The organism is Pseudomonas fulva (assembly GCF_023517795.1).
In the GTDB taxonomy this organism is placed as follows: domain Bacteria; phylum Pseudomonadota; class Gammaproteobacteria; order Pseudomonadales; family Pseudomonadaceae; genus Aquipseudomonas; species Aquipseudomonas fulva_D.
Genome location: NZ_CP082928.1, coordinates 5,030,245 through 5,049,444 on the forward strand (window position 1 = coordinate 5,030,245; position 19,200 = coordinate 5,049,444).

The 19,200-nt window shown below is 63.9% G+C and carries 17 protein-coding genes and 1 riboswitch; of the genes, 11 read left to right on the forward strand and 6 right to left on the reverse strand.

Going from position 1 to position 19,200, the window contains the following annotated elements:
* The 5 genes from K8U54_RS23240 to K8U54_RS23260 form a co-directional block, all read right to left on the reverse strand.
* Complete coding sequence (locus tag K8U54_RS23240; protein WP_249908022.1) at positions 1-849, reverse strand: amidohydrolase family protein; 849 nt, start codon at positions 847-849, stop codon at positions 1-3.
* A complete protein-coding gene (ssuD, locus tag K8U54_RS23245) occupies positions 846-1,976 on the reverse strand; it encodes an FMNH2-dependent alkanesulfonate monooxygenase (RefSeq protein ID WP_249908023.1) in 1,131 nt (376 codons plus the stop codon). The genes K8U54_RS23240 and ssuD overlap by 4 nt, the downstream gene beginning before the upstream one ends.
* Before the next feature lie 67 nt (positions 1,977-2,043).
* Entirely contained in the window at positions 2,044-3,144 is a 1,101-nt protein-coding gene (locus tag K8U54_RS23250) for a sigma-54 interaction domain-containing protein (protein WP_249908024.1), read from the reverse strand.
* Positions 3,145-3,152: 8 nt separating this feature from the next.
* Positions 3,153-4,340 (reverse strand): acyl-CoA dehydrogenase family protein, encoded by a 1,188-nt coding sequence (locus tag K8U54_RS23255; RefSeq protein WP_249908025.1) that lies wholly within the window; start codon positions 4,338-4,340, stop codon positions 3,153-3,155.
* 1,204 nt (positions 4,341-5,544) lie between these two features.
* Positions 5,545-6,084 (reverse strand): hypothetical protein, encoded by a 540-nt coding sequence (locus K8U54_RS23260; protein WP_249908026.1) that lies wholly within the window; start codon positions 6,082-6,084, stop codon positions 5,545-5,547.
* A gap of 258 nt (positions 6,085-6,342) precedes the next feature.
* Between K8U54_RS23260 and K8U54_RS23265 the strand changes: the two genes are divergently transcribed.
* The 3 genes from K8U54_RS23265 to nhaA all read left to right on the forward strand — a co-directional run bounded on the left by K8U54_RS23265 (position 6,343) and on the right by nhaA (position 9,523).
* Positions 6,343-6,603, forward strand: a complete 261-nt coding sequence (locus tag K8U54_RS23265; RefSeq protein WP_249908027.1) for a hypothetical protein — start codon at positions 6,343-6,345, stop codon at positions 6,601-6,603.
* A 283-nt stretch (positions 6,604-6,886) separates the two neighbouring features.
* Entirely contained in the window at positions 6,887-7,972 is a 1,086-nt protein-coding gene (locus K8U54_RS23270) for a polyamine ABC transporter substrate-binding protein (RefSeq protein ID WP_249908028.1), read from the forward strand.
* Positions 7,973-8,155: 183 nt separating this feature from the next.
* The gene (gene nhaA / locus K8U54_RS23275; RefSeq protein WP_249908029.1) at positions 8,156-9,523 is read left to right on the forward strand and encodes a Na+/H+ antiporter NhaA; all 1,368 of its coding nucleotides are present in this window, start codon (positions 8,156-8,158) and stop codon (positions 9,521-9,523) included.
* Here nhaA and K8U54_RS23280 read toward each other — a convergent pair.
* The gene (locus tag K8U54_RS23280) at positions 9,520-10,452 is read right to left on the reverse strand and encodes a helix-turn-helix transcriptional regulator (RefSeq protein WP_249908030.1); all 933 of its coding nucleotides are present in this window, start codon (positions 10,450-10,452) and stop codon (positions 9,520-9,522) included. The genes nhaA and K8U54_RS23280 overlap by 4 nt on opposite strands.
* Before the next feature lie 559 nt (positions 10,453-11,011).
* On the opposite strand from K8U54_RS23280, the gene K8U54_RS23285 reads away from it, so the two are divergent.
* The 8 genes from K8U54_RS23285 (at position 11,012) to K8U54_RS23320 (ending at position 19,121) form a co-directional block, all read left to right on the forward strand.
* Entirely contained in the window at positions 11,012-12,358 is a 1,347-nt protein-coding gene (locus K8U54_RS23285; RefSeq protein ID WP_249908031.1) for an MFS transporter, read from the forward strand.
* Between the two features lie 101 nt (positions 12,359-12,459).
* A complete protein-coding gene (locus K8U54_RS23290) occupies positions 12,460-13,155 on the forward strand; it encodes a fumarylacetoacetate hydrolase family protein (protein ID WP_249908032.1) in 696 nt (231 codons plus the stop codon).
* A 135-nt stretch (positions 13,156-13,290) separates the two neighbouring features.
* Complete coding sequence (locus tag K8U54_RS23295; protein WP_249908033.1) at positions 13,291-14,055, forward strand: SDR family oxidoreductase; 765 nt, start codon at positions 13,291-13,293, stop codon at positions 14,053-14,055.
* Positions 14,056-14,087: 32 nt separating this feature from the next.
* Positions 14,088-15,044, forward strand: a complete 957-nt coding sequence (locus tag K8U54_RS23300; protein ID WP_249908034.1) for a 2-hydroxyacid dehydrogenase — start codon at positions 14,088-14,090, stop codon at positions 15,042-15,044.
* Between the two features lie 178 nt (positions 15,045-15,222).
* Positions 15,223-15,389, forward strand: a riboswitch (yybP-ykoY riboswitch).
* A gap of 40 nt (positions 15,390-15,429) precedes the next feature.
* The gene (gene mntP / locus K8U54_RS23305) at positions 15,430-15,960 is read left to right on the forward strand and encodes a manganese efflux pump MntP (RefSeq protein ID WP_434060045.1); all 531 of its coding nucleotides are present in this window, start codon (positions 15,430-15,432) and stop codon (positions 15,958-15,960) included.
* Positions 15,961-16,339: 379 nt separating this feature from the next.
* Positions 16,340-17,089 (forward strand): GntR family transcriptional regulator, encoded by a 750-nt coding sequence (locus K8U54_RS23310; RefSeq protein WP_249908036.1) that lies wholly within the window; start codon positions 16,340-16,342, stop codon positions 17,087-17,089.
* 2 nt (positions 17,090-17,091) lie between these two features.
* Positions 17,092-18,816, forward strand: a complete 1,725-nt coding sequence (locus tag K8U54_RS23315; protein WP_249910504.1) for a fumarate reductase/succinate dehydrogenase flavoprotein subunit — start codon at positions 17,092-17,094, stop codon at positions 18,814-18,816.
* 59 nt (positions 18,817-18,875) lie between these two features.
* Positions 18,876-19,121: a 4Fe-4S dicluster domain-containing protein gene (locus K8U54_RS23320; RefSeq protein ID WP_075961002.1), complete on the forward strand. Its 246-nt coding sequence runs from the start codon at positions 18,876-18,878 to the stop codon at positions 19,119-19,121.
* The last annotated feature ends 79 nt before the right edge of the window (positions 19,122-19,200 follow it).

Sequence of the window (19,200 nt, forward strand, 5' to 3'; positions counted from 1 at the left end):
CTAGACAAGTTTGAACAAGCGCTCGGCATTGCCGCTGAAGAACTTCTCCACCACCTCATCCTTCAGCCCCAGGCGCTGGGCATCCTCGATGCTCTGGCGGATTGGGCGGAAGGTGTAGGACGAGCCGAACAGTAGCTGCTCGGCGAGGAAGCCATTGGCGGCCTGTACGTAGCCTTCGCTGCCGGGCAGGAACAGGTACATGTCCGGCACCAGGTGGATGTTCTCGTAGCGGAAGGCCACGCCAATGGCCTGCTGAACGTTGGGCCAGTAGCCGTGGTAGACCACGATCTGCAACGCCGGGAACGCACGGGCGACGGCGGCCAGGCGCGCGGGGTCGTTGTAGCTCGGATCCGGCGTGGTCGGGCCACTCATCAGAAACAGCGGGATGCCGCGCTTCTGCAGGTGCTCGTAGATCGGCCAGTACAGCGGATCGTCCGGGTGCCGCGCCGGGTCGCCGAAGCCGGGTTCCAGGTCGATGCCGGCCAGGCCAAGCACGTCGATGGCGTGGTCGATTTCCTTCAGGGCGCCGTCGATACCTTGCAGCGCCGGCTCCACCGCGCCGATACCGAGCAGTTCGTCGTGGCCATGGACGATGCCGTGGATCGTATCGTTGGGCAGGTGCTGGCTCGGCGTGTGCCGGCCAACCACCACGGCCTTGTGCAGGCCGGCCTCGCGCACTTCGGCCAGGAAACCTTCAGGCGTTAGCGAGCGCTCGAAGTGATCGTCCGCGCCGCGGGTGCCGACGCGGCGGTTGAGCCAACGGGCGACGTCATGTTCGGGCGAGCCCGGTGCGCCACCGAAGAAGGGGTGCAGGTAGGCTGGGCGACAGCGCAGATCGATGACCTTCATGCGACGTTCTCCTTGCCGGCACGCACGTCGAAGGCACCGCCGGTGAACGCGCCTTCGACGGTGACCTTGCCCTTGCCGGGCAGCAGCGGGAACACCAGTTCGGCGAAGCGGTAGGCTTCCTCCAGATGCGGGTAGCCGGACAGCACGAAGCTGTCGACGCCCAGATCCGCATATTCCCGCAGGCGTGCAGCGACCGTTTCCGGATCGCCCACCAGGGCGGTACCGGCGCCGCCGCGCACCAGGCCGACGCCGGCCCAGAGGTTGGGTGCGACCTCCAGCTTGTTGCGGTCGCCGCCGTGCAGCGCGGCCATGCGCCGCTGGCCTTCGGAGTCCATCTTGGCATAGTTGGCCTGGGCGGCGGCGATGGTGGCTTCGTCCAGATGGCTGATCAGCTCGTCGGCAGCGGCCCAGGCCGCATCAACGGTTTCGCGCACGATCACGTGCAGGCGCACGCCGAAGCGCACGGTACGGCCCTGTTTGGCGGCGCGGGCGCGAACGTCGGCTATCTTCTCGGCCACGGCGGCCGGTGGTTCGCCCCAGGTCAGGTAGGCGTCGACGTGCTTGGCCGCCAGTTCATGGGCGGCAGGTGAAGAGCCGCCGAAGTACAGCGGCGGGTAGGGTTTCTGTACCGGCTCGAAGAAGTTCTGTGCGCCGCGTACCTTGAGGTGCTTGCCGTCGAAGTCGACTTTCTCGCCCTGCAGCAGGCGACGCCAGATGCTCAGGAACTCATCGGAGGCTTCATAGCGCTCGTCGTGGGCGAGGAACACGCCGTCGGCTTCCAGTTCGGTGGCATCGCCGCCGGGCACCACGTTGAGCAGCAGACGACCGCCGCTGGCCTGATCCAGGCTGGCGGCCTGGCGGGCTGAAGCAGTGGGGTTGCCCAGCGACGTGCGCAGCGCCACCAGCAGTTTGATGCGCTGGGTGACCGGTACCAGGCTGGCAGCGGTGACCCAGGGATCGAGGCAACTGGCGCCGGTGGGAATCAGCAAGCCGTCGTAGCCGAGCTGGTCGGCAGCTACCGCGATCTGCCGCATGTAGGCGTTGGTGGCCGGACGGCCGCTGCCGGAGTGACCCAGGTAGCGGGTGTCGCCAGAGGTGGGCAGGAACCAGAATATGTCGAGACTCATCATGTTTTCCTCGTTGCTGTGGTTGAGGCAACGCAAGGTAGGTAGTGAGCCGATGGGCGCCGGCTTCTTATATCGATAGCTGTACCGCCCGATTGGGGTGTGTGGGGGTGTCCGGCCTGCGTCGGTTGACCACCAGTTCGCCGATGGCGATCAGCCGCGCGCGGGTGACGTTGCGGCTCAGGCCCAGCAGGCTGGCGGTGTGCACCTGGTTGCAGTGGCAGAAACGGTAGGCGGCACGCAGCAGGCTGTCCTCGACCTTTTCGTGCAGGCCACCGGCCTGCTCTTCGAACAGACGGTGGAGGGCACGCAACAACTGCTCGTCGGCACTTTCAGCGGCGGCTTGCGGCTGGTCCTGGCGCTCGATGCGCAGGTGCGACAAGCGCAGATCGTCGTCCTGTACCAGGCCGTTACGGCACACCAGCAAGGTGTGGTGGATGACGTTCTCCAACTCGCGGATATTGCCCGGCCAGTCGTAGCTGACCAGCTTGCGCTCGGCCTCGGGCGTCAGGCATACCTCGCCGTAACCCAGGCGGTTGCAGTAGGTTTTGATGAAGTGCCGGGTCAGCGGCATGATGTCGCCAGGCCGCTCGCGCAGCGGGTAGAGCTGCAGGCTGACGACGTTGAGGCGGTAGTACAGGTCCTCACGGAAATTGCCGGCGCCGATGGCTTTGTCCAGTTGCACGTTGGTGGCAGCGACCACGCGCACGTTGATCGGGATGCTCTTGCGTGAGCCCAGGCGCACGACCTCGCGCTCCTGCAACACGCGCAGCAGCTTGACCTGGATGGCCATGGGCAGATCGCCGATCTCGTCGAGAAACAGCGTGCCGCCATTGGCCTCTTCGAACCAGCCAGCCTTGGCCGCCAGGGCGCCGGTAAAGGCGCCTTTCTCATGGCCGAACAGCTCTGCCTCGACCAGCGACTCGGAAAAGGCGCCGCAGTTGACCGCGACGAAGGGGCCGTTGCGCCGGCCGCTGAGGTTATGGATATGGCGGGCGACCAACTCCTTGCCCGTGCCGGTCTCGCCAATGATCAGGACACTGGCTTCGCTGGGTGCGACCTGTTGCAAGTGGGCGAGCAGCGCCTGCGATCTAGGGTCTTCGAAGACCTGCGCGGTTGCCCGGATCGAGGTAGCCAGTGTCGGCGAGGGGGGCAGAGTCAGCAGTTGCATGGGCATCCCTATGAGTAGAAAGAGGGTGTAGGGCGCGTCTGGTTCAGTGCCCACTCACCCAGTTCGTGGAGCTTGTAGTCCACCGGGTCGTGCAGGCTCTGGGTACGCAGGTTGCGCCAGTAGCGGTCCAGCCGCAGTGAGGCGTGGGTGGCACGGGCGCCGGTCACGTCGAACAGGCGGCTGCAGATATCCAGGCCGGTGCGTATCGCCGCGACCTTGGCCGTGGCGATGGCCAAGGCCAGCTGTGCACGTTCTTCGGCGCCCAATGCGTGCTCCTTGTGCCAGGCCTCATCGAGTAGCGCTGCGGCGCGCTCCACCAGCAACCGAACGCCTTCCAGGCCCACCCAGAACTCGCCGTAGTGGCGCAGCACGTAAGGATCTTCGCTGACGTGCTGCGCCTTGGAGCGAAACCAGGGCCGGCCTTCCTTGAGGGTGTACTGGCGGGCTTCTTCCAGGGCGCCTTCGGTGACGCCAAGAAAAATGTGGGCGAAATGCAGCTGGGCGATCAGCGGGCGCAGGCAGGCGAACGGCGTGCTCAGCGGGCCGGGGTCGAGCAGCAGTTCGTTCTCTTCCACACGCACCCGCTCGAAGCTGGCGCTGCCACTGTCCGTCTGGCGCTGGCCGATGTTGTTCCAGTCGCCGTGCAGGGTGATGCCGGTGCGGCCGCTGGGAATGGCGGCGATCAGCAGCTTGCCGCCGGCACTCTCGTCGACGGCCGAAGCGATGAGCATTTCCGAGTCGCTGGCGCCGGAGCAGAAGCTCTTCTTGCCGGAGAACTCACGCCAGCCATCGAAGGTCTTGACCACGGTGCGGGTATCCAGCGGGTTGAGCGCATTGCCCCAGAACCAGTTCTTGCGGGCTGTCTGTTCGAACCAGGGCTGCCACTGATCCGGGCGGGAAAACAGGCGCACGGTGGCCAGCATCAGGTGCTGGAAACCGAAGACATGGGCGATGGAGCTGTCCACCTTGGCGAATTCGCGTACCACACCGAGGGTTTCGCTCCAGCTTGCGCCAAGGCCGCCGAATTGCGTGGGAATGCTCAGCGACAGCAGGCCGCTCTGGCGAATGGCGTCGCGCTGTTGCTTGGGCGTGCCACCGGCTTCGTCTCGCTCGACGGCGGTTTCGGCGAACTCGGCAGCCAAGCGGCGGGCGGTCTGCAACGGACTGAGTACGGCGGGTTGTATGCTGGTTCTCACGCGATGTCCCTCGCTGGCTGGCCTTCCTGGCAAATGCTGTGCGGGCTCATGGCTGCGCTCGTGACGACTTTTGATCTAGTGCTCATCAGCTATCCCTTTAGAGTGGTTACTTGCGGTAGAGCACCTGAGCAATCGCTATACCAAGCGCCCGAACGTGCGGTGCTGGCGGGTAGGGCAGTTGAGCTGTAATAGCGGGCTGCTGCCGAGACGGGCAATTTGTTGAACGCCTGTTTGCTCGGCAACAGTTGGGCCGCTGTTGCTCCAGGGGCATTTCCCGGCGTCGTGATGGCGGCGCTGATGCAAAGCGCACTTGAACAACTGATACGGCGTGTGGATGGCTGGGCGTCGAACATCGTGGAGTCGCTTTATGTGTTTGCTGTAAGGCACTTATAAGACCAAGGCTGACTTGTAAAAAATAATAATAAATCCTATTTATAGTTCATTTTGGTATATATGATGTTCGACACGTCACCTGTGTTGCGCGGCGGTCAGCGGGCATTAACCAGGGACAAGTCAATCCACGAAATGGATTTTCCTTTCGCAGGTGCCTTGCCTGTTCTTCACGTAGGGAACACGCGCTTACCGGAACTTCTAACCGGGCAGGGTTGGTATGCCGCGAGCCGGCCATTGACCCATCGAAACAGTTGAACGCGCGCGTTTAATGCCCTGGCTCGGATGGCGGCGGATTGCTGAATCTGTAATTTTCATCCGGTGGCGTACGCTGAGCCGTTCGATATCCGGGGCCATCAACGAAGCCATACTCAGCGCGAAGCGTATTGCCGAGAGCGATCTGACCAAAACCATTAGCGTCAGTGGCAAGGACGAAGCCAGCCGTTTGCAGCCGCCCGGGCGATCACGCAAAGCAATCGTGTGATGCAGAACCGGAACGCGGCGATCGAAGCGGCAAGTGCCGGCAGCATGGCCGCGATTTCTCGATGGTTGCCGATGAAATGCGCGGCCTGGCGCACCGTATTTAGGTGCCAACCCAGGAAATCGAGCCAATGATCGGGGCCTACAGACCGGCACCGAAAGCGCGGTGCCGGCCATGCGGTTCTGGGCGAGCCTGCCTGGTTAGTACCACCAACAGTACCCAGGCGCTGCTGGAGGCGAACCCTATCAGGCCTCGGAACAGGCGATCGCCAGCTTGCGGGTCTTGCTGGCGGGGTTGCTGCGCTAGCGGCAGCGGTCCATCCATGTGAAGCGCCTACGGCCCGCACTCCCACTTGCCTCGCTCCGAGCGCAACGCGCTGTCGTTGCGAATGTAGGTGAGCGTGGCGGACGGATAGGCAGAAGCGCCATCACCCTCGGCCTTGCCAGGCTGCTCGGTGAGTTTCACCTCGACTACCAGTCGTTCACCCTTGAATGTCGTGCCATGCAGCATCTGATCGAAGCCACCGGGCGCCTGCACCGCCATCACCTGATCGGCGAATTTCACGATTGCCTCAGCGTCAGCCTGGGAGGCGACGTTGCCTGCGGCGTATAACAGCGTGTTGCGCCCCACCGAAAAGGCGCATATCAGCTCCCCCTTCAAGGGGTAAGCGGCGATGTCCCGTTCATCGAGCGGGGCCAGCTTGGTACTGGTCGAGACGAGGGGCGAATCGTTCGAAACCGCCTCGTCCTGGCTGTCCTCATTGGCTGCGCAGCCGGCGAGGAGCACAAGGCTGACGGCCACTGCAAGCGCGGTAGCGGGGCCGCGGCAAAACCGGCCGACTGTGGCGAGCGGGCAAAACGTTGCGTACTTCATGGGTCCCCAGGGTCCTGGTGGGTGGCGCTGAGGTGTCAGGCGCCGGAATCTAGATCGACCATGAACGCCGGGATACATTGCGGTTAATTCACCACCCTAGGGTCTGTTCCGGTTTCAGCGCGAGCCCATCTATGGCTCCATGGTGCCTGACCGAAAAGGCGCGGTGGCTGACCGGCCAACGTTGCGGCGTACGCCCCACCGACCACACGAGGCGTTAACGGCGTAGTATCGAGGCAGGGCCAACGGCAGGAGTCGGCGATGATCATTCAAGGCAACTGGTTCGACCATGTGACCCTCTGGATCTGCGTGGGGGTATTGGCCGCGCTTGCCCTGCGTTTTCTGTATGGGTTCTTGCGCAAGAAGCGCCCCTCCCGGCACCGCGAGGCTGGCAACTCGAGCTGTTCCAGCGGCCCCGGCAACACCATCATCAATGATCACCGTGCCTGTGGTGATTTCGGCTGTGAAGGTGGCGACGGTGGCGGTGGCGGTGGCGGTGGCGGTGGCGGTGGCGGAGATTAGACGGAGGCTGCCGTCGCGGGGCGATATCGGCACCCGGTGACGGCAGCTGCCGGCAGGCAGGCGAGGGGGCCTGGTGGTCGCCTGGAGAGCGGTAAGCGATAGCGAACGGTTTGTATTTTTCGCGCCCTCTACTAGAACAGTAAGTGGGGTCTCCCGGCATAGTTCCTGCTTTCCAGGCATGGCTGCCGTTGATGCCTGCCCGCCCCATGGCGGGTAATGACTGCAGATGACAATGCGCGCCAACCGCGCCTGCAAGCTGCCGCCCACTCGACAAGGAACGATCATGACCAAGCTGCTGTTCGCCAGTCTCAGCCTCGTCGCCTGCACCTTCGCCCAGGGTAACGACAAACAGGTGCATTTTTACAACTGGTCCGACTACATGGGCCCCGACACCCTGAAGAATTTCGAGAAGGAGACGGGCATCGCCGTCGCCTACGATGTTTTCGAAACCAACGAGATGCTCGAAGCCAAGCTGCTCTCCGGGCATTCGGGCTATGACCTGGTGGTGCCATCCAGCCAGTTCCTGTCCAAGCAGATTCGCGCCCAGGTGTATCAGCCCCTCGATCGCGCCAAGCTGACAAATTGGCCGCACCTCGACCCGCGCCTGATGCAGCGGCTGGAGGCTGCCGACCCGGGCAACAAGCATGCGGTGCCGTACATGTGGGGCACGGTCGGCATCGGCTACAACGTCGAGAAGGTCAGGGCGGTACTGGGCGAGGGCGCCCCGGTGGACTCCTGGGAGCTGGTGTTCAATGCCGACAACCTGGCCAAGCTGCGCAGCTGCGGCGTGGCCTTTCTCGATGCGCCGGTAAAGATCATCCCCCAGGCGCTGCATTACCTGGGTCTCGATCCCAACAGCCACCAACCCGACGACTACACCAAGGCCTCGGCGCTGTTGCAGAAGCTGGCCCCTTCGGTGACCTACTTTCATTCGTCGCGCTATATTTCCGACCTGGCCAACGGCGACATCTGTCTGGCGGTGGGCTATTCCGGTGATGTGATGCAGGCCCAGAGTCGTGCCAGCGATGCCGGTAAATCCGTGGATATCCGCTACGTGATCCCGAAAGAGGGCGCCAACCTGTGGTTCGACATGCTCGCCATTCCCCGCGATGCCCGTAACGCCGAGGGCGCCCACGCGCTGATCAACTACCTGCTGCGCCCGGAGGTCATCGCCCCGGTGAGCGACTACGTGGGCTATGCCAATCCCAACAAGGATGCCACCGCGCTGCTGGAGCCCAGCGTGCGGGACAATCCGGGCATCTACCCGGCGGATGACGTGATCGCCAAGCTGTACGTATCTGCCGACCTGCCCGCAGCGATCCAGCGGATCATCACCCGCGAATGGACGCGGATCAAAACCGGCCGCTGACCCGCCCTGGCGGCGCGGGGCAAGCGCCGCAAGACCAGGCCCGTGCAGCGGCCATTTCATGGCCGTCGGGGCTGGTGCGCGAAGCGGACTCCTGTGTAGGATGGCGGCCGGGTGTCAGCCGCATGGTGCGGCGAGACAGGTTTACTAGCGTTGGTCGGGCCGCCACGCGGAGCCTTTTCGCCCATGAAATCACGCCCGTCTTTTCAGGATGTTCCCCGTGCCCAGCGTTTGGCTGAGCATGCCTTCGCCTGCATTCGCAACCTGCTTCATCGTGAAGCCTTCAGTGGCGTGGTGCTGCTGCTGGCTACCGCCGCCGCGCTGATCTGGGCCAACTCGCCCTACGCCGAGAGCTACCACGCGCTCTGGCATGCGCCGGTGTCGTTCGGTTTCGGCAGCTTCGGCTTCTCCCAGTCGCTGCACTTCTGGATCAACGATGGCCTGATGACCCTGTTCTTCCTGGTCGTCGGCATGGAGATCCGCCGCGAGATGCATGACGGTGCCCTGGCCGATCTGCGTCAGGCGTCGTTGCCCATTGCTGCCGCCTGCGGCGGCGTCATCATGCCAGCACTGATCTACGCCAGCCTCAATCTCAAGGGCGCCGGCTTGCACGGCTGGGCGATTCCGGCGGCAACCGATATCGCCTTTGCCGTTGGCCTGCTGGCGTTGCTGGGCAAGGGCATTCCCTCGGGCGTGCGCATTTTCCTGCTGACCCTGGCGGTGATCGACGATGTGATCGCGGTGATCCTGATCGCGCTGTTCTATTCCGACGGCCTCAACTACAGCGGTTTTGCCCTGGCCGGTGTGGGTGCGCTGGCAGTGCTGGGGCTGCAGCGCATCGGCATCGGCTCGGCCTATGCCTACGTGCTGCCAGGTGCGCTGATGTGGGGCGGCTTGTTGATGACCGGTGCGCACCCGACGCTCGCCGGGGTGATTCTCGGCCTGATGACGCCGGTGATGTGCCTGCCGACCCGCGAGCTGCCCCGTGATGCCGTCGGCCGTATCGCCCGCGAGCTGGAGGATGACAGCGGCACGGCGGTGGCCTCCAACGAGGCCGCCCAGGCGCTGCGCGAGTTGCGCCTGGCCCAGCGCGAACTGCTGCCGCCGGTGGTGCGCGTGCAACTGGCGCTGCATCCCTGGGTCACCTTCGGCCTAATGCCGTTGTTCGCTCTGGCCAACGCCGGGGTGAGCCTGGGTGGCACCGACCTGTCGTCGAGTACCTCGCACTGGGTGATGATGGGCGTGGCCGTCGCGTTGCTGGTGGGCAAGCCGGTCGGGGTGATCAGCGTCAGCTGGCTGGTGGTCAAACTCGGCCTGTGCCGCTTGCCAGCCGACGTGTCCTGGCGCGGTGTGGCCCTGATCGGCCTGTTGGCGGGGATCGGCTTCACCATGTCGATCTTTATCGCCAACCTGGCCTTCAGCGATGCCAACCTGCTGGCTGCCGCCAAGCTGGGCGTGCTGCTGGGGTCGCTGGCCTCGGCGCTGCTGGGGCTGACCTGGGGCGTGCTCTACGTACGCCATCTGCGCATCGCCCAGGCGGCCAGCGCCACCTAGTCGGTAAAGGGGATCTGCGGCGTGTCCGGGTTCAGTTGCTGGCGACGGAACTGGCCGGGCGGCAGGCCGTGGATCTGCCGGAAGCGCCTGGAAAAGTAGGCCTCGTCGGCGAAGCCACACAAACGCGCCACTTCGCCCACGGGCTTGCTGCCGTTGAGCAGGTGGTTGCGCGCGGCGTGCATGCGCCGCTCCAGCACCATGTCGCTGAAGGTCTTGCCGACTTCCTTGCGCAGCCAGTGAGTCAGGTAGCTTGGTGACAGGTAGGTGGCGGCCGCCACCTTCTTCAGGTTCAGGTCCGGGTCGGCGATATTGCGGCGCAGGTATTCGGACATCCGGCCCAGGGCGTCACGCCGGCTCGCCTGGGCGGCGTTGCTTTCCGCCAGTTGCTTGAGTGGCTCGGCGTAGAGCCGGCACACCAGACCGATCAGTTGCAGCATCAGACCCTTGAGGATTTCCCGCACGCCGAACTGGCGGCTGACGTCCAGCTCGCGCATCTGTTCGATCAGCGTGCGGACCTGGGCGAAATGGGCATCGTCCAGGGTGAAGTCCAGGTGCTGCTGGAAGCGGAAGGGCGACAGCTCGGGGGCGAGGAGAATGGACACGTCTTCCAGATCCATCGGGTCGCACTGCAAGTGCGGCAGCAGAAAGGTCTGGGAAAAATTGATGACGATGAAACTGCTTTCCGGCGGGTGGGGGATCACGTGCACCCGGTGCGGCAGGATGAAGGCCAGGGTGTTGCGTGGGAAGGGCCGTTCGACGTTGCCGATGTGCTGCACGGTATCGCCGCCGAGGTTGATCTGCACCTGGAAATACTCGTGGCGGTGGGGCGCGGTTTCCGCGCGGCGGCCTTTCTTGTCACGGATATAGAAGTCCGTCAGCTCGCTACGCTGCTGCATGAAATAGGTAGGAACCTGACCCAGTGACGACATCGACCTGCTCTCTATCGCGAATGTTTCGCGTCATATTGGCTGCCGGCCGAGGGCTCTGGCAAGGATGTTGTACGATGATCTGCCGTCCTGCTGCCGATAAGTTGCCTGCCCCTGGCTATCAGCCTCTGTCCAAAAGGTGGGAAACCGGTCGATCGGCCTTGGGCCGCTCTGCAATGGTATTTTCAGGGCTTAATGGTGGATTTCATGAGCGCTGCGTGGCGGCAGGATTTTTTGGACTGGTTCATTCGGGATGTAACGCACCGGAAAAATCGATCTAACGACTATATTGATTTAAGTAAGTTGTACGATCACCTTGTGGGCATGCACAGCGACATCCCATCCAAAAACAAGCACAGGTGCAGCTCGATGATCCCGCGTCCCGCTTCATGGCCAAGTGCCCATCCACCTCCATGCTTGACGTCGTGCCCAGCGCGCACGAGCTGACTTTGCACGAAAGCGTCTTCTAACCCTCGTCCCCGACCACGCCCACCCCGGTTACCCGCGGGTGCAGGACGTGCTCACCCGAAAAACTCGATATTCCAATTACAAGAGGTCACCCATGTCGAGCATTCCCACCTCCCAGGCCGCTCCTGCCGAGCACCCCGGTGCCATCGGTGCCGCCGTACCGCGCCGTCTGCCGACCCGGCGGCGCTGGTTCATGCTGTCGCTGCTGCTGATCGCGACCATCATCAACTACGTCGACCGGGTGAACATCTCCATCGCCGCGCCATTCATGGCCGAGGACCTCGGCCTGGACAAGATCCAGATGGGCCTGATCTTTTCGGCGTTCGCCTGGACCTATGCCCTGGCCCTGGTACCGGCGGGCTTCGTCGCCGACCGTTTCGGCTCGCGGCTGACCTATGGCGTGTCGCTGATCAGTTGGTCGGCGGTCACCGTCTGCCAGGGCCTGGTGAGCAGCTTCGGTGCGCTGTTCGGCCTGCGCCTGGCGGTCGGCGCCATGGAGGCGCCGGCCTTCCCTGCCAATAGCCGGGCGGTGACGGTGTGGTTCCCGGCTCGCGAGCGGGGCATGGCCAGCAGCATCTACGTATGTGGCCAGTACCTGGGCACCGCGTTGTTCACCGGCGCGCTGCTGTGGCTGGCGACCACCTACGACTGGCGGCACATCTTCTACACCACCGGCGCGGCGGGCATCGTCTTCGGGGTGATCTGGCTGTACCTGTACCGCGACCCGATGAACTGCAAGAAGGTCAGCAAGGAGGAGCTGCAGTACATCGAGGAGGGCGGCGCCCTGGCCAAGAGCAGCCAGCAGCGCACCAAGTTCAACTGGCGGCAGGTCGCCGAGCTGTTCCGCTACCGCCAGGTATGGGCGATCTGCATCGGCAAGTTCGCCAGTACCTCGGCGCTGTACTTCTTCCTGACCTGGTTCCCGACCTACCTGATCGAGGAGCGCAACCTGACCATCATAAAGGTCGGCATCTTCGCGGTCATGCCGTTCATTGGGGCCACGGTGGGCATCCTGCTGGCGGGGATCGTTTCCGATCTGCTGATTCGCCGCGGCTACTCGCTGTCCTTCGCCCGCAAGCTGCCGCTGGTGGTGGGCTCGATGCTCGGCATGTCGATCGTGCTGGTCAACTTCACCGACTCCAACGTGCTGTGCATCGCCATCCTCACCCTGGCGTTCTTCGCCCAGGGCATCGCGTCCTCTTCCTGGGCCGCGGTATCCGAGGTCGCGCCCAAGGAGCTGATCGGCCTCACCGGCGGCGTCACCAGCCTGGCGGCCAACATCGGCGGCATCGTCACGCCCATCGTGATCGGCGCCATCGTGCAGGCTACCGGCTCGTTCGCCATGGCCTTCTGGTTCATCGGCGGTGTGGCGCTGATGGGCACGCTGTCGTACTCGCTGCTGCTGGGCCGGCTGTATCGCATCCAGTTGCAGGCGCGCTGAGCGGCAATTGGCCGGTTTTCTCCAAGACGAAGCGGCTTTCGTCCAACTTCTCGCGCTCAGCCGGCTTTAGGCTGAGCGCTCCAGACAGGAGTCCAACAACAATGACTTGCACTTCCTATGTGTTTACCCCCGAACCCCAGGTGAGCCTGCCGGTCGCCGGCAGCGCCGAGCGCTTTCCGGTGGGCCGCGTGTTCTGCGTGGGGCGCAACTACCCCTGGCCGGGCGCCAGCGACGTAAAACCCGATGCACCGGTGTTCTTCATGAAGCCGGCCAGCGCCGTGGTCGAAGCGGTGGGCGAGGTGATCTACCCGCCAATGACGGACGAGTTCTGCCATGAGATCGAATTCGTGGTGGCGATCGGCAAGGCCGGCGCCGCCATCGACCAGGCCGATGCCCTGCAGCACGTGTGGGGCTACGCCGCCGGCCTCGACCTGACCCGCCGCGATATCCAGATGCGCGTGAAGAACGCCGGCATGGCCTGGGAAATGGCCAAGGTGTTCGAAGGCGCTGCGCCGATCAGCGCCGTGGTACCGGTCACCCAGGTTGGCCACCCGGAGCAGGGCGCTGTGTGGCTGAGCATCAATGGCCAGGAACGCCAGCGCAGCACGCTGCAGGCGCAGATCTTCTCGGTCAGCGAGGTGATCAGCCTGCTGTCACGCCTGGTGCCGCTGCGCGCCGGTGACCTGATCATGACCGGCACGCCCCATGGCGTCGGGCCGCTGAATCCGGGCGATGTGATCAGTGCCGGTATCGACGGCGTGGCCGAGCTGGACATGCGCGTGGGCAGTCGTCCTTAGAGTTTGCTCAATCGATACCTGTGGGAGCGCGCCATGCGCGCGAAATCACGGTCATGGCCCGTTCCCCCATGGGTTCTCAGCATTTCGTATCGGCATGACTACAGGTCGTGAACCGTTCACCGAGGAGATCCACCCATGTCCCCACAATCCCTGAACAAGGTAGCCCTGGTCACCGGGGCCGGCAGCGGCATCGGCAAGGCCGTGGCTGAAGCGCTGATGGCCGATGGCTTTTCCCTGGTGCTGGCCGGGCGCCGGCCCGAGCCGCTGCTGGCGATGGTCGAGGCGGCCCGCAGCCGCGGCCAGGCCGCCATCGCGGTGCCGACCGATGTGCGTGACCCGGCCAGCGTCGACGCCCTGTTCGCCAGCGTCGAGGAGGTCCATGGCCGGCTCGACGTGATCTTCAACAACGCCGGCGTCAACACGCCGGCCGTGACGCTGGACGAGCTGGATGTCGAGCAGTGGCGCAACGTCATCGACACCAACCTCAATGGCGTTTTCCTCTGCGCCCGTGGCGCGTTCCGGCTGATGCGCAAGCAGTCGCCCCAGGGCGGCCGGATCATCAACAACGGCTCGATCTCGGCGCACACGCCGCGCCCCCTTAGCAGCGCCTACACCACCAGCAAGCATGCGGTGCTGGGGCTGACCAAGTCCCTGGCGCTGGATGGTCGCGAATTCGGCATCGCCTGCAGCCAGATCGACATCGGCAATGCCCTGACCGAGCTGTCGGTGCGCATGACCAGGGGCGTGCGCCAGGCCAATGGCGAGATCGCCGTCGAGCCGATGGTCGACGTCGGCCACGTCGCCGATGCGGTGCGCTACATCGCTGCGCTGCCGCTGTCGGCCAACGTGCTGAACATGACCGTGATGGCCACCAACATGCCCTTTGTCGGGCGTGGCTGAACGACCTGCCCAAGACACCAATCGAGGTACCCATGAAACCAGAAGTCCTGCAGCTCAGCCCCATTCTGATTCCCGAGATCCGCGCCCAGCTCGATGAGCTGTTCACCATTCGCCGTTACCACGAGCAGGCCGACAAGGCCGCCTACCTGGCGCAGCACGGCGCCACTATCCGCGGGGTGATTACCGGCGGGCATACCGGCATCAGCCAGGCGCTGATGGCGCAGCTGCCGAAGCTCGAAGTGGTGGCGGTCAACGGCGTGGGCACCGATGCGATCGATCTGGCCTATGCCCGTGACCGTGGCATTCAGGTCACCGCCACCATTGGCGCACTGACCGAAGACGTCGCCGACCTGGCCATCGGCCTGCTGATCGACCTGTGTCGCGGCATCAGCACCGGCGACCGCTACGTGCGCAGCGGCCAATGGGCGAAAAGCGCCACGCCGCTGGTGCCGCTGCCCCTGGCCCGGCAGGTTTCCGGCATGCGTATCGGTATCGTCGGCATGGGCCGGGTGGGGCGCGCGGTAGCCGCCCGCGCGGCGGCCTTCGGTTGCCCGATCAGCTACACCGACCTGCACGCGATGGGCGACGTGCCGCACACCTTCGTGGCCGATCTGCCGAGCCTGGCCCGTGACAGCGATGCACTGATCCTGGCGGCGGCGGCCGACAAGGGCGAGGCCATCGTCAATGCCGAGGTGCTGCAGGCCCTGGGGCGCGACAGCTACCTGATCAATATCGCCCGCGGCAAGCTGGTCGACGAGCCGGCCCTGGTCGCCGCGCTGCAGAGCGGGCAGATCGCCGGGGCCGGGCTGGACGTGTTCGCCGACGAGCCCCGGGTACCGGGCGAGCTGTTCGAGCTCGAGCGGGTGGTGCTGCAGCCGCACCGCGCCAGCGCCACGGTGCAGACGCGCACGCGCATGGGCGAGATGGTTGTCGCCAGCCTGGTCGAGGTGTTCGCCGGGCGCAAGCCGAACGGCTGCGTCACCGGCTGACTCTTGCGGATGGCGGCTCGTCGAGCCGCCCCTTGGGGCCGTGCGGCCCCTGTTTTATCCTGCGCTGGCCCGTCGACAGCGTGCACGCCTGTCCCGGACAAGCCTTGCCCGCCCTGGCAAGCGATTTCCCGGCAGAAAAAATGGTTTTTTCGCGCTGCGCTTTTGAGTAAAGTGCGGGCCTCTTTGGGGAGTAGCCTGCTTCCGGGTTCGCTCGGCAGCGTTCGTATCAACATTCTCGGCAGCAGCCGTGGTACGAACACCTTTCGGTTGGTGAGACCAATGACTGATACGTGCCTGAGGTCGGGCGCGTGTATCCGTCATTGACTCATAGCCCGACCGAGACGTAACCGTGAGTTTCCTTTCTCTTGTCTTGCTGGCCTTCGCCATGTCCACCGATGCCTTCGCCGCGGCTGTCGGCAAGGGCGCCTCCCTGCACAAACCCAGGTTTCTCGATGCCCTGCGCACCGGTCTGATCTTCGGTGTGATCGAAGCCATCACGCCTGTGGTCGGCTGGTTCATCGGCCAGGCCGCGGCGGGCTATGTGGAGCAGTGGGATCACTGGATCGCCTTTACCTTGTTGCTGGTGCTCGGCGGCCACATGATCTACGCAGGCTTGCAGCCCGAGAGCGGCGACGGCGAAGCAGACAAACCCACCTCGCATTCCTTCTGGCTGCTGGCCGCCACGGCGTTCGCCACCAGCATCGACGCGCTGGCCGTGGGCGTCGGCCTGGCTTTCGTCGATGTGAACATCTGGGTTGCGGCGCTGGCCATCGGCCTGGCAACCATGACCATGGTCACCATTGGCGTGATGCTCGGGCGCCTGATCGGCACCGCGATCGGCCGCAAGGCGGAAATCCTCGGTGGCCTGGTTCTGATCGGCGTGGGCGCGGCGATTCTCTATGACCACACGTTGTGATGGAAGCCGGGCTTGATCCAGCGAGTTGCAGCGGGTTTGTCTAGCACCATCAAGCGGACCTCCATCGGCTGACGCATGGCTCCGGTGTCCAGACCATACCCCGCTGGCGTCGCCTGTGATCAACCGGCATTCTGCCGAACCGCGGCGACTACGCAGGCTAGAACCGCGCCTTGTGCGTAAGCGTTGTTGGCACTTTCACCTTACAGGTCTTCGCGGTGCGATCTCGCACCGCTGTCCGCCGGGGAAAGGCTTGTTTCCAACTGCTGGCGTCCATACCGGCTGCCATATGCTTATTCGATATCAATATTTCCTGAGCTTGGGCTTTTTCGTTATTTTCTTGTCACTACTTGTTATGACAAGTCGATCAAAAAGGATACAGATGTCTCAGCTCATCCCTCTATCGCCCGTTCCCCTTTACAGCCAGCTCAAGGAATTGCTGCGTGCGCGCATTCTTGATGGCAGCTACGCGCCCCACAGCCGCATGCCCTCGGAAGCCGAACTGGGCCAGACCTATGGCGTCAGCCGCATTACCGTGCGCCAGGCACTGGGCGACCTGCAGAAGGAAGGGCTGATCTTCAAGATCCATGGCAAGGGCACCTTCGTGGCCAAGCCCAAGGCCTTCCAGAACGTCAGCACGCTGCAGGGGCTGGGCGAGTCGATGAAACAGATGGGCTACGAGGTACTCAACAAGCTGCGCAGCCTGCGCCATGTCCCGGCCTCGGCCCTGGTGGCCGAGCGCCTGCAAGTGGCGGAGGGCCGCACCGTCACGGAAATCCGCCGGGTGCGGCTGATCAACCGCGAGCCGATCTCCCTGGAGATCACCTGGCTGCCCCATGCCGTCGGCGAAAGGCTCGAGAAGGCGGATCTGGTGACCCGTGACATCTTCCTGATTCTGGAAAACGACTGTGGCATCGCTCTCGGCCATGCCTATCTGGCCATCGACGCGGTGCTTGCCGACAGTGACCTGACCCAGGCGCTGAATGTGGAAGAGGGCGCGCCGATCATGCGTATCGAGCGCCTGACCCACACCGCCGACGGCACACCACTGGATTTCGAACACCTCTATTACCGCGGCGATGCCTTCCAGTATCGCCTGCGCATCGACCGACAGAAGGGCGCCCAGTCATGAGCATCGACACCCTGGAGCAGGAATACGACATCGTCGTCATCGGCGGCGGCACGGCTGGCCCGATGGCGGCGATCAAAGCCAAGGAGCGCAACAAGAACCTGCGCGTGCTGCTGGTCGACAAGGCCAACGTCAAGCGCAGCGGTGCCATCAGCATGGGCATGGATGGCCTCAATAACGCGGTGATCCCCGGCCACGCTACGCCGGAGCAGTACACCAAGGAAATCACCGTAGCCAACGACGGCATCGTCAACCAGGCCGCCGTTTACGCCTATGCCACCCATAGCTTCGAAACCATCGAGCAGCTCGACCGCTGGGGCGTCAAGTTCGAGAAGGACGAGACAGGCGACTATGCGGTGAAGAAGGTTCACCACATGGGCGCCTACGTGCTGCCGATGCCTGAAGGGCACGACATCAAGAAGGTGCTGTATCGCCAGCTCAAGCGTGCCCGGGTAGACATCACCAATCGCCTGGTGGCCACGCGTTTGCTGACCGCTGCCGACGGTTCGGTCAACGGCCTGATGGGTTTCGACTGCCGCACCGCCGATTTTCACGTGATCAAGGCCAAGGCAGTGATTCTCTGTTGTGGTGCCGCGGGGCGTCTCGGCCTACCGTCGTCAGGCTACTTGATGGGCACCTATGAGAACCCGACCAATGCCGGCGATGGCTACGCCATGGCCTATCATGCTGGTGCCGAACTGGCCAATCTGGAGTGCTTCCAGATCAACCCGCTGATCAAGGATTACAACGGCCCGGCCTGCGCTTACGTGACCGGCCCGCTGGGGGGCTATACCGCCAACAACAAGGGCGAGCGCTTCATCGAATGCGACTACTGGAGCGGCCAGATGATGTGGGAGTTCCATCAGGAACTTGAAGGCGGCAACGGCCCGGTGTTCCTCAAACTCGATCACCTGGCCGAGGAAACCATCCAGAACATCGAGGAAATCCTCCATAGCAACGAGCGCCCCAGCCGCGGGCAGTTCCATGCTGGGCGGGGCACCGACTACCGCTCCAGCATGGTCGAGATGCATATCTCCGAGATCGGTTTCTGCAGTGGCCATAGTGCTTCCGGGGTGTGGGTCAACGAGCGTGCCGAGACCTCGGTCAAGGGTTTGTACTCGGCCGGCGATATGGCAGCGGTGCCGCACAACTACATGCTCGGCGCTTTTACCTACGGCTGGTTCGCGGGCAACAACGCCGCCGACTTCGTCGCCGAGCGCGACTACAGCGCACTGGATCAGGCGCAGATCGACGCCGAGCGGGCGCGGGTCTACGCGCCGCTGAACCGCGAGCACGGCCTGCAGCCGGCCCAGGTGGAGTACAAGCTGCGCCGTTTCGTGAATGACTACCTGCAGCCGCCCAAGGTGACCAGGAAGATGGAGATCGGCCTGCAGCGCTTTGCCGCCATCGAAGCGGATCTGAGCGAGCTGAAGGCCAACAACGCCCACGAGCTGATGCGCGCCATGGAAGTCAGCGTGATCCGCGACTGCGCCGAGATGGCCGCCCGCGCCTCGCTGTTTCGCAAGGAAAGCCGCTGGGGTTTGTACCACCACCGGGTCGATCATCCCGAGCGCAACGACGCCGAGTGGTTCGTGCATTGCCACCTGAAAAAGGACGAGCACGGCCAGATGATCAGCTTCAAGAAGCCGGTCGAGCCTTACCTGATTCCGCTGGATGACGAAGAGCAGCAGGCCTACAACCGCCTGCGGGTGAAGACCGAAGCGGCGTGATGAGTCGCTGATCAGACGCAGAAAAATACGAGAGCCGCAGGCTCCGAGGACACCGTGATATGAGCTTCCAGCCCCAGGAAATCCTGTTCCGCAGCAATGCCCCCGTGACCATCGACGAAGACAAGTGCATCGCCCACAAGGGCTGCACCGTGTGCGTCGACGTCTGCCCGATGGACCTGCTGGCGATCAATCCGGCGACCCAGAAGGCCTACATGGCGTTCGACGAGTGTTGGTACTGCATGCCGTGCGAGAAGGATTGCCCGACCGACGCGGTGCGCGTCGAGATTCCGTATTTGTTGCGCTGAGTTGCCATTCATCTGGGTATCGCTGCGTTCAACCCAGGCTACGGATGCACAACCAAACATAAGAAAAAGCAACACGCCA

What these genes read in the sequence shown, in the direction of transcription:
- K8U54_RS23240 (WP_249908022.1), bottom strand. Translation starts at nt 849, where the DNA reads ATGAAGGTCATCGATCTGCGCTGTCGCCCAGCCTACCTGCACCCCTTC.
- ssuD (WP_249908023.1), bottom strand. Translation starts at nt 1,976, where the DNA reads ATGAGTCTCGACATATTCTGGTTCCTGCCCACCTCTGGCGACACCCGC.
- K8U54_RS23250 (WP_249908024.1), bottom strand. Translation starts at nt 3,144, where the DNA reads ATGCAACTGCTGACTCTGCCCCCCTCGCCGACACTGGCTACCTCGATC.
- K8U54_RS23260 (WP_249908026.1), bottom strand. Translation starts at nt 6,084, where the DNA reads ATGAAGTACGCAACGTTTTGCCCGCTCGCCACAGTCGGCCGGTTTTGC.
- K8U54_RS23265 (WP_249908027.1), top strand. Translation starts at nt 6,343, where the DNA reads ATGATCATTCAAGGCAACTGGTTCGACCATGTGACCCTCTGGATCTGC.
- K8U54_RS23270 (WP_249908028.1), top strand. Translation starts at nt 6,887, where the DNA reads ATGACCAAGCTGCTGTTCGCCAGTCTCAGCCTCGTCGCCTGCACCTTC.
- nhaA (WP_249908029.1), top strand. Translation starts at nt 8,156, where the DNA reads ATGAAATCACGCCCGTCTTTTCAGGATGTTCCCCGTGCCCAGCGTTTG.
- K8U54_RS23280 (WP_249908030.1), bottom strand. Translation starts at nt 10,452, where the DNA reads ATGTCGTCACTGGGTCAGGTTCCTACCTATTTCATGCAGCAGCGTAGC.
- K8U54_RS23285 (WP_249908031.1), top strand. Translation starts at nt 11,012, where the DNA reads ATGTCGAGCATTCCCACCTCCCAGGCCGCTCCTGCCGAGCACCCCGGT.
- K8U54_RS23290 (WP_249908032.1), top strand. Translation starts at nt 12,460, where the DNA reads ATGACTTGCACTTCCTATGTGTTTACCCCCGAACCCCAGGTGAGCCTG.
- K8U54_RS23295 (WP_249908033.1), top strand. Translation starts at nt 13,291, where the DNA reads ATGTCCCCACAATCCCTGAACAAGGTAGCCCTGGTCACCGGGGCCGGC.
- K8U54_RS23300 (WP_249908034.1), top strand. Translation starts at nt 14,088, where the DNA reads ATGAAACCAGAAGTCCTGCAGCTCAGCCCCATTCTGATTCCCGAGATC.
- mntP (WP_434060045.1), top strand. Translation starts at nt 15,430, where the DNA reads ATGTCCACCGATGCCTTCGCCGCGGCTGTCGGCAAGGGCGCCTCCCTG.
- K8U54_RS23310 (WP_249908036.1), top strand. Translation starts at nt 16,340, where the DNA reads ATGTCTCAGCTCATCCCTCTATCGCCCGTTCCCCTTTACAGCCAGCTC.
- K8U54_RS23320 (WP_075961002.1), top strand. Translation starts at nt 18,876, where the DNA reads ATGAGCTTCCAGCCCCAGGAAATCCTGTTCCGCAGCAATGCCCCCGTG.